Annotated in this window: 12 protein-coding genes and 1 rRNA gene; 6 read left to right on the top strand and 7 right to left on the bottom strand. The window is 61.6% G+C overall.

Annotation, left to right across the window (positions count from 1 at the left end; all coding sequences use genetic code 11):
- The 5 genes from PWJ82_RS04240 to gatC all read right to left on the bottom strand — a co-directional run.
- Positions 1-329: ribosomal RNA gene (locus PWJ82_RS04240) — 16S ribosomal RNA — on the bottom strand; the annotation flags it as partial.
- Positions 330-941: 612 nt separating this feature from the next.
- Positions 942-2,207 (bottom strand): NAD(P)-dependent malic enzyme, encoded by a 1,266-nt coding sequence (locus tag PWJ82_RS04245; protein WP_274735499.1) that lies wholly within the window; start codon positions 2,205-2,207, stop codon positions 942-944.
- A gap of 52 nt (positions 2,208-2,259) precedes the next feature.
- Complete coding sequence (gene gatB, locus PWJ82_RS04250) at positions 2,260-3,759, bottom strand: Asp-tRNA(Asn)/Glu-tRNA(Gln) amidotransferase subunit GatB (RefSeq protein ID WP_274735500.1); 1,500 nt, start codon at positions 3,757-3,759, stop codon at positions 2,260-2,262.
- Between the two features lie 3 nt (positions 3,760-3,762).
- Complete coding sequence (gatA, locus tag PWJ82_RS04255) at positions 3,763-5,292, bottom strand: Asp-tRNA(Asn)/Glu-tRNA(Gln) amidotransferase subunit GatA (protein ID WP_274735501.1); 1,530 nt, start codon at positions 5,290-5,292, stop codon at positions 3,763-3,765.
- Positions 5,293-5,589, bottom strand: coding sequence for an Asp-tRNA(Asn)/Glu-tRNA(Gln) amidotransferase subunit GatC (gatC, locus tag PWJ82_RS04260; RefSeq protein WP_126135415.1), 297 nt, complete (start codon positions 5,587-5,589; stop codon positions 5,293-5,295). It lies immediately after the preceding gene.
- 55 nt (positions 5,590-5,644) lie between these two features.
- Here gatC and PWJ82_RS04265 point away from each other — a divergent pair, with 55 nt between their 5' ends.
- A complete protein-coding gene (locus PWJ82_RS04265; RefSeq protein ID WP_274735502.1) occupies positions 5,645-6,886 on the top strand; it encodes a phospholipase D-like domain-containing protein in 1,242 nt (413 codons plus the stop codon).
- Between the two features lie 15 nt (positions 6,887-6,901).
- Here PWJ82_RS04265 and ligA read toward each other — a convergent pair whose 3' ends face one another.
- The gene (ligA, locus tag PWJ82_RS04270) at positions 6,902-9,430 is read right to left on the bottom strand and encodes an NAD-dependent DNA ligase LigA (RefSeq protein WP_274735503.1); all 2,529 of its coding nucleotides are present in this window, start codon (positions 9,428-9,430) and stop codon (positions 6,902-6,904) included.
- 234 nt (positions 9,431-9,664) lie between these two features.
- Between ligA and PWJ82_RS04275 the strand changes: the two genes are divergently transcribed.
- Positions 9,665-9,925: a WhiB family transcriptional regulator gene (locus PWJ82_RS04275; protein ID WP_274735504.1), complete on the top strand. Its 261-nt coding sequence runs from the start codon at positions 9,665-9,667 to the stop codon at positions 9,923-9,925.
- A 172-nt stretch (positions 9,926-10,097) separates the two neighbouring features.
- Here PWJ82_RS04275 and PWJ82_RS04280 read toward each other — a convergent pair whose 3' ends face one another.
- A complete protein-coding gene (locus tag PWJ82_RS04280; protein ID WP_274735505.1) occupies positions 10,098-11,555 on the bottom strand; it encodes a sensor histidine kinase in 1,458 nt (485 codons plus the stop codon).
- Between the two features lie 150 nt (positions 11,556-11,705).
- On the opposite strand from PWJ82_RS04280, the gene PWJ82_RS04285 reads away from it, so the two are divergent.
- From PWJ82_RS04285 to PWJ82_RS04300, 4 genes are all read left to right on the top strand, one after another.
- Positions 11,706-13,211, top strand: a complete 1,506-nt coding sequence (locus PWJ82_RS04285; protein ID WP_016441658.1) for an amino acid permease — start codon at positions 11,706-11,708, stop codon at positions 13,209-13,211.
- Positions 13,212-13,417: 206 nt separating this feature from the next.
- On the top strand, positions 13,418-13,804 hold the full coding sequence (locus tag PWJ82_RS04290) for a hypothetical protein (RefSeq protein WP_155875742.1): 387 nt from the start codon (positions 13,418-13,420) through the stop codon (positions 13,802-13,804).
- Between the two features lie 234 nt (positions 13,805-14,038).
- Positions 14,039-14,497 (top strand): DUF2505 domain-containing protein, encoded by a 459-nt coding sequence (locus PWJ82_RS04295; protein ID WP_016441660.1) that lies wholly within the window; start codon positions 14,039-14,041, stop codon positions 14,495-14,497.
- 96 nt (positions 14,498-14,593) lie between these two features.
- Positions 14,594-15,394, top strand: a complete 801-nt coding sequence (locus tag PWJ82_RS04300) for a thymidylate synthase (RefSeq protein WP_016441661.1) — start codon at positions 14,594-14,596, stop codon at positions 15,392-15,394.

Consider the following 15,394-nt stretch of genomic DNA (forward strand, 5'->3'; position numbering starts at 1 on the left):
TCTCAGTCCCAATGTGGCCGGTCACCCTCTCAGGCCGGCTACCCGTCACCGCCTTGGTAGGCCATCACCCCACCAACAAGCTGATAGGCCGCGAGCCCATCCCCCTTCACATAAAGCTTTCCCAACACACCCATGCGAGCATGCCAGAATATCCGGTATTAGACCCCGTTTCCAAGGCTTATCCCAAAAAGGAGGGCAGGTTACTCACGTATTACTCACCCGTTCGCCACTAATCCACCCACAACAAGTTACAGGCTTCATCGTTCGACTTGCATGTGTTAAGCACGCCGCCAGCGTTCGTCCTGAGCCAGGATCAAACTCTCCACAAAAAAACAGAGAGCAAGAAAAACAACTAGCTCAAAAAAAACAAAATAAAAACAAGAACAACACACCACCAACAAACAAACCAAACACATACCCGTAAACACGAATACATCCAGTCATTATCATTAGAGTGCTAACTGTCCTCGCACACACCCACACAACCAACACCACACCCACCAACCAAAAACAAAAAAGCCCTCAGCCAGCACTAGCGCGACATGCTAGTCATGTGAACAAAAAATATCACGTAAAAAATAAATAGTCAGACACACTATTAAGCATCCAAACACCACGCCCACACCCCACGCACAACCACCCGAAAAAAACCACGGCAATCACACGCAAGAGAAACAATCACACTCAAAAAGAGCAACCCCGTTAGCTTAGCACCACCCAGCCAGGAAACCAAACCCAGCCCCAGTGAACCACGCCACTCTCAAGGGATCCTGTCACCGCTTACCGGTTTCCCGGGCCTCGGCGACGGATAACAAGCTTACAAGCCCACCACCCAAAACACAAACCACACCAACGAGACACCCACCACACCCCACCCAAACACCCCAAAAAACCAAACAAAACCAGGGAAAACTACATCTCGATAGCCTCGATGGAGACTCCTAGGACTCCTCTACACTTTCGCGAACCGCCTGCGCCACGGCAGCTGCCGCGCGCTCGTCAAAAGCGGAAACGATGATGTAATCCGGATGAGCATCCTCCCCCACCAGATCAGCAAGGGCCTGCGCTGCGGCCAGCAGCATCGCGTCGCTAACTTCCGTGGCATGCGCATCGAGTAAACCGCGGAATATCCCCGGGAAAGCCAGCACGTTATTGATCTGGTTGGGGTAATCCGAACGGCCGGTTGCTACCACCGCGGCGTGTTCGCGCGCTATTTCGGGGGCAATTTCCGGGGTGGGATTGGCCAGGGCGAAAACGATGGCGTTATCAGCCATGGTGTCCAGAGCTGCGCCGTCGAGAATATTCGGGCCGGAAACGCCAATAAAAACATTCGCACCGCGCAGAGCCCCACGCACATCGCCGTCGATCTGGCGGGGATTGGTGCGGGCCGCAACCCAGGCATGCCCCGGGTTGGTTTCGCTCCGGAACGGCCCGAGCGTTCCGGAGCGGTCCACGGCAACGATATCCCGCACCCCGTATTCGAGGAGCAAGCGGATAATCGCGGTGCCAGCGGCACCGATTCCGCATACCACGACGCGCGCGTCGGACGGCCGCTTCCCCACTACGCGTAGTGCCGTCATGAGGGCGGCCAGCACCACAACCGCGGTGCCGTGTTGATCGTCGTGGAAGACTGGGATATCAAGTTCCGCACGCAGGCGTTTCTCGATCTCGAAGCAGCGCGGGGCGGAGATATCTTCCAGATTGATACCGGCATACGCGGGCGCGATGGCTCGTACCGCAGCGATGATTTCCTCGGTATCCGTGGTATCTAGGGGTACCGGCCAGGCGTCCACCCCGGCGAAACGCTTGAAAAGCGCGGCCTTGCCTTCCATCACGGGAAGAGAAGCGAGCGGCCCGATATCGCCCAGGCCGAGCACCGCAGTTCCGTCTGTCACTACCGCCACGGTATTGGATTTCACCGTGTAGCGGCGGGCCAGTTCCGGTTCGGCGTGAATTGCTTCGCACACTCGCGCCACCCCGGGCGTATATACCCGAGCCAGGTCTTCCCGGTTGTTGATAGCGGCGGTCGCGTGAGTTTCGAGTTTTCCACCTTCGTGGGCCGCGAAAATCTCACGTTCGGAGGGCGGGGGCGCGAACTGCGCGGCTCCGTCAGTTCGTGCAGCGCCTCCAGTGCGCGCGGCTCCGTTAGCTCGCGCGGCTCCGCCCGGTTCCGACAGTCCGTCCGTACCTGCTTGTGTTCGCGCCACCTGCGCCTCCTTCATGAGATATTTCGGGCCCTTACCGGCATACCACCGGGTACTACTGCGCGCCGGCACGCTCCATAATGAGAGCGCGCACGGCACCGGCGTCGGCCTTACCGTGGGTCGCCTTCATCACGGCACCGATAATTGCACCGGCAGCCTGCACCTTTCCACCGCGAATTTTTTCGACGACGTCGGGATTAGCAGCCAGTGCCTCATCCACGGCCTTCTCCAGGGCCCCGCTATCGGAAACGATCTCCAGGTTACGTGCGGCAACAACTTCCTCCGGGCTGCCTTCCCCGGCGAGGACTCCCGCCAGCGCCTGGCGCCCCAGTTTGTCATTGAGGCGCCCGCTCTGGATGAGTCCGTCCAGCTCGGCCACCGCGGCCGGAGTAATGGGTGCATCCTCGAGTTCGACGTCGTTATCCTTGGCGTAGCGGGCGATATCGCCCATCCACCACTTGCGGGCTCCGGCGGGCGTTGCCCCGGCCCGCACAGTGGCGTCTACCAGATCCACCGCGCCAGCGTTAATAAGATCGCGCAATTCCTCCGGGGAAAGTTCCCATTCCTCGGTAATGCGGGCGCGCTTCGCGGCCGGCAATTCGGGCAGCCCCGCACGCACCTTCTCCACGTAATCCGGAGTGCAGATCACCGGGACCAAATCCGGTTCAGGGAAGTAGCGGTAGTCATCCGCGTCGGACTTCACGCGCCCGGCGATGGTGCCCTGGATTTCTTCCTTGTAATGGCGCGTTTCCTGGAGGATCGTGCCACCGGCAGCCAAGATCGCCGCCTGGCGGGAAATCTCGTAGCGAATGGTGTTTTCAATACCGCGGAAGGAATTGACATTCTTCGTTTCGGTACGGGTACCGAAAGGAGCATCCGGGCTTTCCCGCAGGGAGACATTGACATCCGCGCGAATATTTCCGCGCTCCATCCGCCCCTCGGAAATGCCGAGCGCCCGCACCAGTTCACGGATCCCGCGCACGTAGGCGCCGGCGATCTCCGGGGCGTTCTTCCCCACCCCGGTAGCCGGGTCGGAAACGATCTCAATGAGCGGCACGCCGGAACGGTTGTAATCCACCAGCGAGTAGCGCGCCCCCTGCAGGCGCCCATCCGCCCCACCCACGTGGGTGTTCTTCCCGGCATCTTCTTCCAGATGCGCGTGTTCAATGGGGAAACGGTAGGGCGTGCCGTCCGCCAGCTCAATATCCAGATAGCCGCCCAGGATAATCGGCTGGGCGTTCTGGGTGATCTGGTAGGCCTTGGGCAGATCCGGGTAGAAGTAGTTCTTACGTTCGAAACGCGAGAGCTCGTTAATGCGGGAATTGAGGGCCAGGCCCAGCTTCACCGCGTATTCCACCGCCGCCTCATTGACCACCGGGAGCGAACCGGGAAGCCCGAGGGAAACCGGCTGCACATCGGTATTGGGTTCGGCACCGAAAGCCACCGGGGCGGCGTCGAAAATCTTGGTTTGTGTGGACAGTTCGACGTGTACTTCCAACCCGATCACCGGGTCGAAACGCGCGACGGCGTCCTCGTAATTCATGAGTTCATCCATGCTTTATTCCTCCCAATCCCGCGCGGGGCAGGCAGCGGGGACGTTGTGTCCAAGCGCAGTATCGATGGCCGCGGCCACCCGGTACATGAGGGCATCGGCTCGGGCCGGGCTGAGAATCTGCAAGCCTACCGGGAGCCCTTCCGAAAGCCCGGCCGGCAGCGAAATACCCGGGATTCCAGCCAGGTTGGCGGGAATGGTGGCGATGTCGTTGAGGTACATGGCCAGCGGATCGTTCGTTTTCGAGCCGAAGGGGAAAGCCACCGTGGGCGACGTGGGCGAAACGATCACGTGACACCGGGAGAAAGCCTGCTCCAAGTCACGCTGCACCAGGGTGCGGACCCGCAGCGCCGCGCCGTAGAACGCATCGAAGTTTCCGGCGGAGAGCACGTGGGTGCCCAAAATAATGCGCCGCTTGACTTCCTCACCGAAACCGGCCGCGCGGGTAGCGCGCATCACGGTTTCCGCGGTGACCGGCCCCTCTTCGGGTTCCACCCGCAGGCCGTAGCGCATCCCGTCAAAACGGGCCAGGTTGGAGGAGACTTCGGCGGGCATAATGAGATAGTAGGCGGCCAGCGAGTAGTGGAAACTGGGGCAGGAAAGCTCCACCGTTTCCGCGCCGAGTTCGCGCATGCGCGCCACCGCGTTTTCGAAAGCTTCAAGCACGCCGGGCGCGTAGCCTTCCCCGTGCATTTCTTCCACGAGGCCCACCTTGAGGCCCGCGAGCGGCCGCTCCGGATCCGCGCCAGCACCTTCCCAGCTCCCGGCTTCGCCGTGGCAGGCCGCCACCAGGCCGGAAGGAGTTTCGGGAAGCGAGGTGGAATCGTGGGGATCGTGCCCGCTGAGCAGCTCCTGGAGCAGCGCGGCATCTTCCACGGTGCGGGTCACCGGCCCGATCTGGTCCAGCGAGGACGCCATAGCGATGAGGCCGAAGCGCGAAACCGCCCCGTAGGTGGGCTTGGCACCCACCGTTCCGGTTACCGCGGCAGGCTGGCGGATCGAGCCGCCGGTATCAGAACCGAGGGCGAGCGGCACCATGAAGGCACCGACGGCCGCGGCGCTGCCGCCACCCGAACCACCCGGGATTCGATCCAGATCCCAGGGGTTGCGCGAGGGTCCGAAAGCGGAATGTTCCGTGGAGGAACCCATCGCGAATTCGTCCATATTGGTCTTGCCCACGATAGGGAGCCGGGCTTCTTTAATTTTTACGACGACGCTCGCATCGTACGGCGGGCGCCACCCGGCCAAGATTTTCGAGGCCGCGGTGGTGGGAATCCCGCGGGTGCAAATATTGTCCTTCACCGCGATGGGAATACCGGCAAGCGGGTGGAGTTCCACGCCTTCCGCGCGGGCGGCATCCACCCCGCGGGCAACCTCCAGGGCGCCTTCCCGATCCACGTAGAGGAAAGCATTGACCTTGGGGTTGAGCGCCTCAATGCGATCCAAGCAGGCGGTGGTGAGTTCGACGGAGGTGATGGCCCCCGCGCGCAGCAGCGCGGAGAGTTCCGCGGCAGATTTCAGCAACAAGCTATTCATTTATTCCTCCCCCATAATGCGCGGGACGAGGAACTTACCTTCTTCGGCGGCCGGGGCCGCGGCGAGGACTTCCTCACGATCAAGAGTTTCCCCCGGAACATCGGGGCGTTTGACATTGGCCAGCGGGAGCGGATTGTAGGTAAAGGGAATATCCGGCGTAACAACTTCGGATACCGCTTTCACTGCATCCTCGATGACGGAAAGTTCACCGGCCATTTTTTCGGCCTCGGCATCCGTCAGGGCGATGCGGGACAGGTCCGCTAGGCGCGCTACCTCTTCCTTAGAAAATGACGACATGGCTCAAGTCTACGCGGTTGCACCGCGCGATGGCGCACCGTCTACAATTGGCGCTATGACTGAGTGGACTTCGCGCCGAGTGCTGCGCACTGCGGGCATGCTCGCGGCCGCGGCGCCGCTGGCCGCCGCGGGCGCCGTCGTCGTTGTAGATGAAATGCGCAAGCGCCGCACCCCACCGGTCAATTCTTATCCGCACCTGCCCCCGCAAGAGGTGCAGGTCGGGCGCGACCACGCGATGCTCTATACGGGTGCTGCGGATGTGTACCGCGCCATGCTCGCTGATATTAATAATGCGCGGGATCATATTTATTTCGAGTGGTTTATTGTCAAGGCGGACCATGTTGGGCACCGTTTTCGCGATGCGCTCATCGCCGCGGCCCACCGCGGGGTGCAGGTGCACGTACTGCTGGACACCTGGGGCAATCTCAACCAACCGCCCTCCTTCCGGCACCCGCCGCGCATCGCGAACCTGCACTGGATGAATTTCCCGCTGGTGCGCACCGGTATCCTCACCGGGCGTTCGCGCGACAAGGGGCGCGATCACCGCAAGATCCTGACCGTGGACGGGCGGGTCGGCTACGTGGGCGGCTACAATATCGGCGGCCTGTACGTGACCGAATGGCGCGATACCCACCTGCGTGTGGAGGGACCCGCGGTATGGGAGCTGGACGTGGCTTTTGTGGACATGTGGAATGCCTACCGTAAACGCGACCATCCCACCCTCCGCCGCGCGCTCACCCACCATTGGGATTCGCGCATGCGGGCGGTCACAAATTCCCCCGCGCATAATACTTATCCTATTTCTTCGCTGTATTTAGATGCGCTGGCGCGCTCTTCGCAGCGGGCTTGGATCACCATGGGCTATTTCATTCCCGATGCGCCCATGCTCGATGCACTGACCAACGCGGCCGAACGCGGGGTGGACGTGCGGATTCTTATCCCGCAGTACTCCAATCATATTTATACGGACTGGGTGGGGCGGCCGCATTACGAGCGGCTGCTGCGTGCCGGGGTGCGTATTTTCCTCTACCAGGACGCCATGATTCACGCGAAAACCATGACGATGGATTCCACCTGGTCCACCGTGGGCACCGCGAATATTGACCGACTCTCCCTGCGGGGGAATTTCGAAATTAATATGTCGATTCACGACGCCGGTTTCGCGGCCGTCATGGAGAAGATTTTTGAATTCGACCTGCGCAATACCCGCGAGCTCACCCTGGAGGAATGGGATAAGCGCGGTGCGCTGGCGCGGGTAACAGAAAAGGTGATGGCTCCGCTGGCGCCGCTGCTGTAACGGCGCGGCGGGAAACTATTCGGGCAGCTGGCCGGTGCGCAGCAGCTCGGTGAATTCCGCTTCGCTCAACCGCGGAATACCCAGTTCTTCAGCCTTGGCAGCCTTCGATCCGGCATTCTCCCCCACCACCACCGCGGTAGTTTTCTTCGAGACCGAGCCGGCGGCCTTCCCGCCGTGCGCGAGGATTGCCTCTTTGACCGAATCTCGGGTATAGCCTTCCAGGGAGCCGGTGGCCACAATCGTCATTCCCGCCAGGGTTTGGGGAATCTGCTCGGCAGCCGCGGTGTCATCAGCGAAAACTACCCCGGCAGCTTCCCATTGCTCAATAATCTCCAGGTGCCAGGGCACCTCGAACCATTCTTTAAAGGAGCGGGCAATAATATCCCCTACGCCATCCACCGCGGAAAGCTCCTCCACGGAAGCCGCGCGCAGTAGCGCCAGCTCCGGGAAAGCGGCCGCGAGCGCGCGGGCCGCGGTGGGACCGACGTGGCGGATCGAGAGGGCCACGAGTTTGCGCCACAGTTCTTTCCCGCGGGCTTTCTCCAGTTCGGTGAGCATGGTGAGGAGGGCTTTGCCCGGTTCGCTCTCCTTGGTGATGACGCGCTGGCCGGCGCTGGTGCCCCAGGTGGGTTTGGTCCAGGCGGCGCGCACGTAACGGTAGTCGCCGGTGGGTTGGCCGGCGCTGCGGATTTCTTTCCATACCCAGGTATCGGCCACATCCGTGGCTTGCACCGCGAAGAGTCCGGCTTCGCTGTGAAGTATCGGTTCTTGGGCTGCGGGAACGCCCAGGCTGCGGGCTGTTTCAGGCGGGATAATCACCTCCGAGTCGAGGATGGCGCCGTCGTCGTCCACAATTCCGAGTTCGCGTGCCACCTCGCGCGTGAGGCGCAGGGTTTTCTTACGCCCGTCCGCACCTTCTATCTCGAGGCGGTGGCCGCTGGCGAGCGCGATAAGGGCTTCGCGGCGCCGGGCATCGGGGTTGGTGAGCCACAGCGCGGTTTCTTCCCCGAGGGCCTCCACGTCCAACGCTCCGCGTGAACCGATATGGACCACGCGTTCGGCCAGCTGGGCGGGGCAGGATTGCGCATTGGGGCAGCGCATATCCACATCGCCTTCCTGGGCGGGAGCGAGGGTGGCTCCGCAGGAAGGGCAAGCGCGGGGCATTACCCATTCGCGTTCGGTGCCGTCACGTTCCATGAGGACCGGGCCGACCACTTCGGGGATGACATCCCCGGCCTTGCGCACGATAACGACGTCGCCAATGCGTACGCCTTTGCGGGCTACTTCTTCGCGGTTGTGGAGGGTGGCCTGAGTGACAACCGAGCCGTCCACCAGGACCGGCTCCATAATGGCGTAGGGAGTGGCGCGCCCGGTGCGTCCCACATTGACCTGGATATCCAGAAGGGTGGTTTCTACTTCTTCGGGCGGGTATTTATAGGCGATGGCCCAGCGTGGGACGCGGGAGGTGTAGCCGAGCTCGGCCTGGCGCGCCCGGTCATTGACTTTGAGGACGGCGCCGTCGATACCGTGGAGGAGGTCGTGGCGGTGGGCGACCAGATCCGCTACGAATGCCTCGATATCTTCCCAGGTAGAGACAAGTTTCGTATAGGGAGAAATGGGAAGGCCCCAGCCTGCGAAAGCTTCGTATACGCCGGCCTGGGTGGACAGCGCTTCCGCCAGGGAGTCCGGCACCCCCGCGAGGGCGCCGATGCCGTGGGCGATGAAGGAGAGCGGACGGGAGGCGGTGACGGCCGGGTCTTTTTGCCGCAGCGAGCCGGCCGCGGCGTTACGCGGGTTCGCGAATTCGCGGCAGGAGCGGATAATGCGATTGGCTTCGCGCACCGCTGCGGTATCCCCGGCCTGTTGCGCAGCGTCCCGCTCGCGTTCGGCCGCTGCGCGGCGCTCACGCTGGTCGGCGTTGAACCGGGCGAAGTCAGCGAGCGGGAAGAAAACTTCCCCGCGCACTTCCATGACCTCCGGGATAGCGTTACCGTGCAGGCGCTGCGGAATGGCGGGGATGGTGGCGATATTGCGGGTGACATCTTCCCCGGTCACGCCGTCCCCACGCGTGGCGGCTACCGTCAGCGCGCCATTGTCATAGCGCAAGTTGATGGCGAGACCGTCGATTTTCGCTTCCGCGGTGACCGCGGTGCCGGCGCTGGGCGTTTCAAGAGCGGCACTGGGTATTTGCGGAGCGGCGCTAGCGGCCCCGGATTCTCCCGGGAGCGCGGCGTACCAGGCACGGAGATCCTCGAGAGAAAAAACGTCTTGCAGGGAGTACAGGCGTTCACGGTGCGTGACCGGGGCGAAAGGCTGCGCCGCGGGCACCGCTGCGTCCCCCACCGGCGCTCCGACGGCGCGGCTGGGGGAATCTGCCACCGCGAGCTCCGGGTAGCGCGCTTCCAGATCACGCAGCTCGTGAATGAGGCGGTCGTAGTGATCATCCGTCATGAGCGGGTCCGCCCCGGAATGGTAGGCGATCTGCGCGCGAGTCAGCGTGGGGGCAATCTCATTCCAGCGGCGCCGGGCCTCATCAATGCTCATGCCCCTATTGTCCCTCACGGCGGGTTTAGCTCAAACCCGCAGCGCACGGCGGGCCGCCCATAGTCGTTTAAGCCTGGAATAACAAGAGAGAACTTCGAAAAGCGCGGGCCTTGAAATATCACACCGGTGGACTCTTTACCGCGGCGCTGCTCTTTGCCAAGATATATGGGTCTCACATGCAGCTATCCCGCAGGAGCGGGAATACCCCGCGAGTGGCGGGGAAAAGGAGGATTCATGGATTGGCGTTCGCATGCCGCGTGCCTGACGGAAGACCCGGAACTTTTCTTCCCGATTGGTAGTTCGGCCTCGGCCCTGGCCCAGACGGATCGGGCGAAGCGAGTATGCCAGGAATGTACCGTCCGTGAAGACTGCCTCAGCTACGCGCTCGAACACAACCAGGATTCCGGCGTGTGGGGTGGCACCTCTGAAGATGAACGCCGCCGGCTGCGCCGCCGCACCGCCCGCGCGCGGCGAGTGCGCGAACTTGCCTCCTAAGGCGAACCGCCCCGGAGTACCGCTAGGCTGAATCACAAGCCCCGCATGGCGAGGTTCCGCGAATCACGATCGCGAGACCTCGCCATTGTTTATCGGGAATCCGGGGCGAAATTACCCCTGCCGGCAGAGCGCCGTCGTCGTATTTAATCTTCCAGCACGCTGGGAACGGAAACTATTTTTCATCCGTGGGAGGCAGCCCGGCCGTCACGTTAATAGTGAGCGTCACGGTGGTACCACCGCCGGGGCGGGCCTCCCATTTAATGGTGCCGTGCAATTCGCCTTCCACCATGGTGCGCACAATCCGAGTACCCAGGCCCTGCTTGACGCCGGTGGTGGGCACGCCCACGCCGTCGTCGCTCACCTGCACCGTGAGGACATCGCCCGCGCGCTCCGCACTCACCACAATATGTCCGCCGTGCGGCAGCCCGTGCTCCACCGCGTTGGAGACCAGTTCGTTGAGGACAACTGCCAGGCGGGTGGCAGTATTCGCGTCCACCATTCCGAATTCGCCGCGCACCTCGGAGGAAACGCGCACATCCGTGGAGGCGATATCGGTAGCCATGGTGATAAGCGGGGTGAGGACTTCGGAAAAGTCCACGATTTCATCGACCGTTTGCGACAGGATCTGGTGGACGAGGGCGATGGTTTCCACGCGGCGCTGCGCCTCGGAAAGCACCTCGATGACTTTTTTGTCGTCCGCGCGGCGCGCCTGCATCCGCAACAGCGCGGAAACTGTCTGCAGATTGTTTTTCACGCGATGGTTAATTTCGCGGATCGTGGTGTCTTTGCTGACCAGTTCCAATTCGCGCCGGCGCAGCTCGCTAATATCGCGCGACAGCACGACGGCGCCCACGTGCTTGCCGTCCTTCCACAACGGCACCGCCCGCAGGGAAAGCACCGCCCCGCGTAATTCCAGTTCCGTCATCCACGGGGCGCGCCCGAGCAGCACCACCGGCAGCGCATCATCCAGGCGGGTTTCCGCGTCAATACTTGAGGTGATTTGCTCGGCCAGCAGCTGGCCTTCAAACGTGGACCGGATCCCAAGCCGATGCAGATTAGATACCGCATTCGGGCTATTGAAAATCACCGCACCATCAGCATCGATATGGGTGAAACCGTCCGTGACGCGCGGAGCACCGTGGCGGAAACCGCTCGGGGTACCCTCCATCGGGAACAGACCCTGGGTGACCATATCGAGAAGCTGCTCTTCAATTTCCTCATAGGAAGAATGGCGCAGCACCGTTTCTTTGCGCGAGCGCTGGGAATACACCAGGGCGAGGACCGCGAAAGGATCCTCCCCCGCCCGGCGCACCGGATAACCTTCGTAACGCAGGCCGTGAATATAGACGGTGCCGCGCTGCCCGGTGGCAATAATCTCCCGGAATTTCTCCGAATCGGCCGGATCGAACGTCATATTGACCACGTCGTTATCCAGCGCGGTGGCATTGGTGGCCGGGCGGCAGGCCGCCGCGATAATAAAGCGTTCATCCTGGAGCGGGGTGACGAGCACGAGATCAGCGAAGGAGAAATCGGAGATTAACTGCCAGTCCCCCACCAGCTGATGCAACCATTCGCGTTGCGAAGCGGAGAGCGTTTGGGACCGTTCCAAGATATGACCGAGAGATGGCATACCCCTAAGAGTAGTCGCTCACGCGAGTACACTAGTAGTTCCGCGTTAGTTATATTCACGGCAGTGCGAGGGCCGGGCTGCGCCGGCGGTGGAGGCCGGGTGGGGCGGTGCCGCGCTGCGTCGTCGTTCTATCCACGAAGGGAAGCCCGCATGGCCGCACGCCACCATGCTTCGTCTCGCGCTCGCGCCACCGATCACCACACCGCGCTGGCGCGCAGTCTCACCTCCCCGCAAATCGCCATGATTGCCCTGTCCGGGGCGCTGGGAACCGGGCTGTTCCTCGGCGCGGGCGCCACGATTTCGCTGGCGGGGCCGGCCACGATTATTTCCTACGCGCTGGCCGGGTTGCTGGCGCTCTCGGTGGTGTGGGCGCTGGCGGAGATGGTCAGCGCGCATCCCGTTCCCGGCGGGCACGGCACCATTGCGGGGGCATACCTGGGGAATCTGGGGGCCTTTGTGACGCGCTGGAATCTGGCGGTCACCTATATCGTGGCGGTGGGCGCGGAGGTGACCGCGGGGGCGAAATATTTGCAGCATTGGCTGCCCCAGCTTAATAGCGCGGTGGGGACGGTGGCCTGTTCCCTCTTTATTGTGGGGCTGAATATGGCCACCGTGCGGCTCTACGGCACGGCCGAATACTGGTTCTCCATGATTAAAGTGGCGGCTATTTCGGTCTTTATTCTTCTTGGCCTCATTATTATTTTTGTGGGGCTGCCGGCGAGCGAGCCGGTGGGACTGGTCAATCTCACCGAGCACGGCGGGTTTATGCCGCTGGGTGCCGGCTCGGTCTTTATCGCCGCGTGCATGGCCGTTTTTTCTTTCGGCGGTATCGAAACGGTATCCGTCACGGCCGCGGAGTCCGGGAATCCCCGTTACGATATTCCGCGCGCGGCCCACACCATGATTTGGCGCCTGCTGCTCTTCTACGTGGGCGCGATTGCGGTGGTAGTGGCGATGCAGCCGTGGACGGTGACCGCCGAGCCGCTCCACGATATTTCGCAATCGCCTTTCGTGCACGCGCTGGACGCCGCGGCAATTCCGGCGGCCGGGCATATTATGAACGCGGTGCTGCTGGTGGCGGCGCTGAGCGCGGCGAACGGGTGCCTCTACACCTCCTCGCGGATGATTCACGCGCTGGCCACCGACCGCATGGCCCCCGCTTTCGCGGCGCGCACCACCCCGAAAGGCACCCCGCGCGGCGCGGTCATGCTCGCGATGGTGGGGATGGTGGTCGCCTGTATTTTGGCGCTCACGTCCCCGCAGGCCGGCTTCTCGTATTTGTACGGCTGCGCCACGGTGGGGACCCTGCTCACCTGGGCTTTAGTAATGGCCACCCATATTGCTTTTCGACGACGCCGCCAGCAACTGGGACTCGAGCTCCCTCCGGCTCGCCTCTGGGGCGCCCCGGTAACGAACCTGGCGGTCATGGCCGGTTGCCTGGCGATTTTCGTGGCGCTGTTCTGGCTCATGCCGGTAGCCTGGTATGCCGGGCTGCCCTACCTGGGTATCCTTCTTCTTATCTACGTTTTCCTGGACCGGATGCGCGGTCTGCCCGCCCCGCGAGACCTGGCCGGGGAGGAAGCGGCACGGGAGCGGAAAGGCGCGGGCGGTGGGCAAACCGCGGGCGGCGCGCCCGGCGGTGATTGGCTGCGTTGAAATTGCCTACCGGTTGCTGGTGCGAGAGCGAGAGCGAGAACGGGCCGAAAACGGCATAGACGCTGATACACGAATAAGGATGTAGATATTGGGTGATCCGATAACAGCTACCAGACCACTCACCTTGGTGTGGCGTAATCGTTCCTTGGCGCCCAATTGTTGGTGGCGCACAATTAGCTGCGGCAGTTTACGATCATTTCTCCGGGGTGATCGTTGAGCGAGTCGGTCGGCGAGCAGGTCTTCTCCTGGCTTTCGGATACGGCGTCGTCGGATTCATCTTGATGACCATTCCCCACACCATATGTGTGATCAGCGGTTTCACATTGGTGATTGTCAGCATGTTTGCGCGTGGACCCATCACTCGGGCAGTTGCCAACAAGGAAATTCCGAGCGAGCGCCGTGCGACGGTTTTAAACGTTGCAAGCACACTGGGAAGTCTCATTGGAATCCTCATCAACCCGATCATTGGCTGGGGCGCAGATCGGAGTCCAGTGGTGACAGTGTTCGGAATAGCAATCGTTCTTTTCATCGTCATGCTGACGTGGATTCCGATCGCAAATCGTTACGTTCAGGTCGAGGAAACGGAAGAGTAGGAGGCTATCTTTGAGCCGTACATGTCCAAGATTCTAGGCAGAGGCAAGATTGCCCTCCGGTTACCAAATTCCACGAGCCTTACCTACACCTCGCGTATTTTATCGATGTAGATACCCCGATTATTTGGTTACACAAAAATTCCACGTGTGCTACGCCCAAGCATCGCTCCGGTTCTGCGCTGAAAAAAGCGGCCGTGCTTCCCTCCTGTCACACTCATGCGGGAAAATATAGCCATGCAATTTTCACATTCTTATGAGATCGACGCCCCCGCGAGCGCCGTCGCCGCTGTCCTCATGTCCGAAGAACTCGCCGACCGTCGCCTCGCCGCGCTCCGCACGAAACCGTCCTCTTTCACGCCCGGCGCGGAACGCGCGATCCTTACGGTGCAGGTGGATGCTGAGCAGCTTCCCGCGCAGGCGCGGCGTTTTCTTTCTTCCGGTTTAGCTGCCAGCATCGTCTTTACCCGTTCCGGGAACGACGTCGCAGCGCAGCTGGAAGCCAAACTTCCCGTCCGCGCCAGCGCTGATTTCCAGGTTGCCGGGGAGGGGCCTGCCACGGTCACGGTGACCGGGGACGTGCAGGTCTCCATTCCTTTCGTCGGCAAGAAAATCGAAGAGAAGGTGGCCCAGTACGCCGCGAAAGTGGTGGAGCGCGACGCCGCGCTTATCCGCGAGATCATCGCGCAAAACTAGGGAGTTCGCCCGGCATACCACCTTTCCTGGAACTGCCTTGCCGGGTAACTTTTCGCAGCCAATTTTTCTGTCGGAGTCACCACGTAGGATGGGTTCATGATTAATCGCCAATATGAAGATCTGCTTGCCGATATCCTCGCCAACGGAACTCGCAAGGGGGACCGCACCGGCACGGGTACCCTCTCTGTCTTCGGGCGCCAGCTGCGCTATCACCTGGCGGATGGTTTCCCGCGTATCACCACGAAGTTTGTGGCGATGAAGCCCATCAAGGGGGAGCTGCTGTGGTTCTTACGCGGCTCTACCAATATTGACTGGTTGCAACGCAATGGCATCACCATCTGGGATGAATGGGCTGATGAAAATGGTGAGCTCGGCCCGGTTTACGGCTACCAGTGGCGTAGCTGGCCCGCACCAGATGGCCGGCATATCGATCAGATCGCCCAGCTTTTGGAAACCCTGCGAACCAATCCGGATTCGCGGCGCATGATCGTTTCCGCTTGGAATGTGGCGGATCTGGATAAGATGGCTCTCCAGCCCTGCCATGCGTTCTTCCAGTTCTATGTGGCAGATGGCAAGCTTTCCTGCCAGCTCTACCAGCGCAGTGCGGATATGTTCCTCGGGGTGCCTTTCAATATCGCCTCCTATTCTCTCCTCACCCATATGATCGCCCAGCAGGTTGGCCTGGATGTTGGTGATTTCGTGTGGACGGGCGGGGATTGCCATATCTATCTCAACCACCTCGATCAGGTGCGTGAACAGATCAGCCGCGAACCTTATCCCTTCCCCACCCTGGAACTGCGCAAAGCGGATTCGCTCTTCTCTTATGAGATGGATGATATTTCCGCGGCGGAAGGCTACCAGCACCACCCCAAACTCACCGGCGCAGTCTCGGTTTAG

It is taken from the genome of Actinotignum schaalii (assembly GCF_028864145.1).
GTDB classification, from domain to species: Bacteria; Actinomycetota; Actinomycetes; order Actinomycetales; family Actinomycetaceae; genus Actinotignum; species Actinotignum schaalii_B.

Excerpts from the sequence above, each read along its gene's own strand:
- gatB (WP_274735500.1), bottom strand. The coding sequence starts at position 3,759 with ATGGATGAACTCATGAATTACGAGGACGCCGTCGCGCGTTTCGACCCG.
- gatA (WP_274735501.1), bottom strand. The coding sequence starts at position 5,292 with ATGAATAGCTTGTTGCTGAAATCTGCCGCGGAACTCTCCGCGCTGCTG.
- gatC (WP_126135415.1), bottom strand. The coding sequence starts at position 5,589 with ATGTCGTCATTTTCTAAGGAAGAGGTAGCGCGCCTAGCGGACCTGTCC.
- PWJ82_RS04265 (WP_274735502.1), top strand. The coding sequence starts at position 5,645 with ATGACTGAGTGGACTTCGCGCCGAGTGCTGCGCACTGCGGGCATGCTC.
- ligA (WP_274735503.1), bottom strand. The coding sequence starts at position 9,430 with ATGAGCATTGATGAGGCCCGGCGCCGCTGGAATGAGATTGCCCCCACG.
- PWJ82_RS04275 (WP_274735504.1), top strand. The coding sequence starts at position 9,665 with ATGGATTGGCGTTCGCATGCCGCGTGCCTGACGGAAGACCCGGAACTT.
- PWJ82_RS04280 (WP_274735505.1), bottom strand. The coding sequence starts at position 11,555 with ATGCCATCTCTCGGTCATATCTTGGAACGGTCCCAAACGCTCTCCGCT.
- PWJ82_RS04285 (WP_016441658.1), top strand. The coding sequence starts at position 11,706 with ATGGCCGCACGCCACCATGCTTCGTCTCGCGCTCGCGCCACCGATCAC.
- PWJ82_RS04295 (WP_016441660.1), top strand. The coding sequence starts at position 14,039 with ATGCAATTTTCACATTCTTATGAGATCGACGCCCCCGCGAGCGCCGTC.
- PWJ82_RS04300 (WP_016441661.1), top strand. The coding sequence starts at position 14,594 with ATGATTAATCGCCAATATGAAGATCTGCTTGCCGATATCCTCGCCAAC.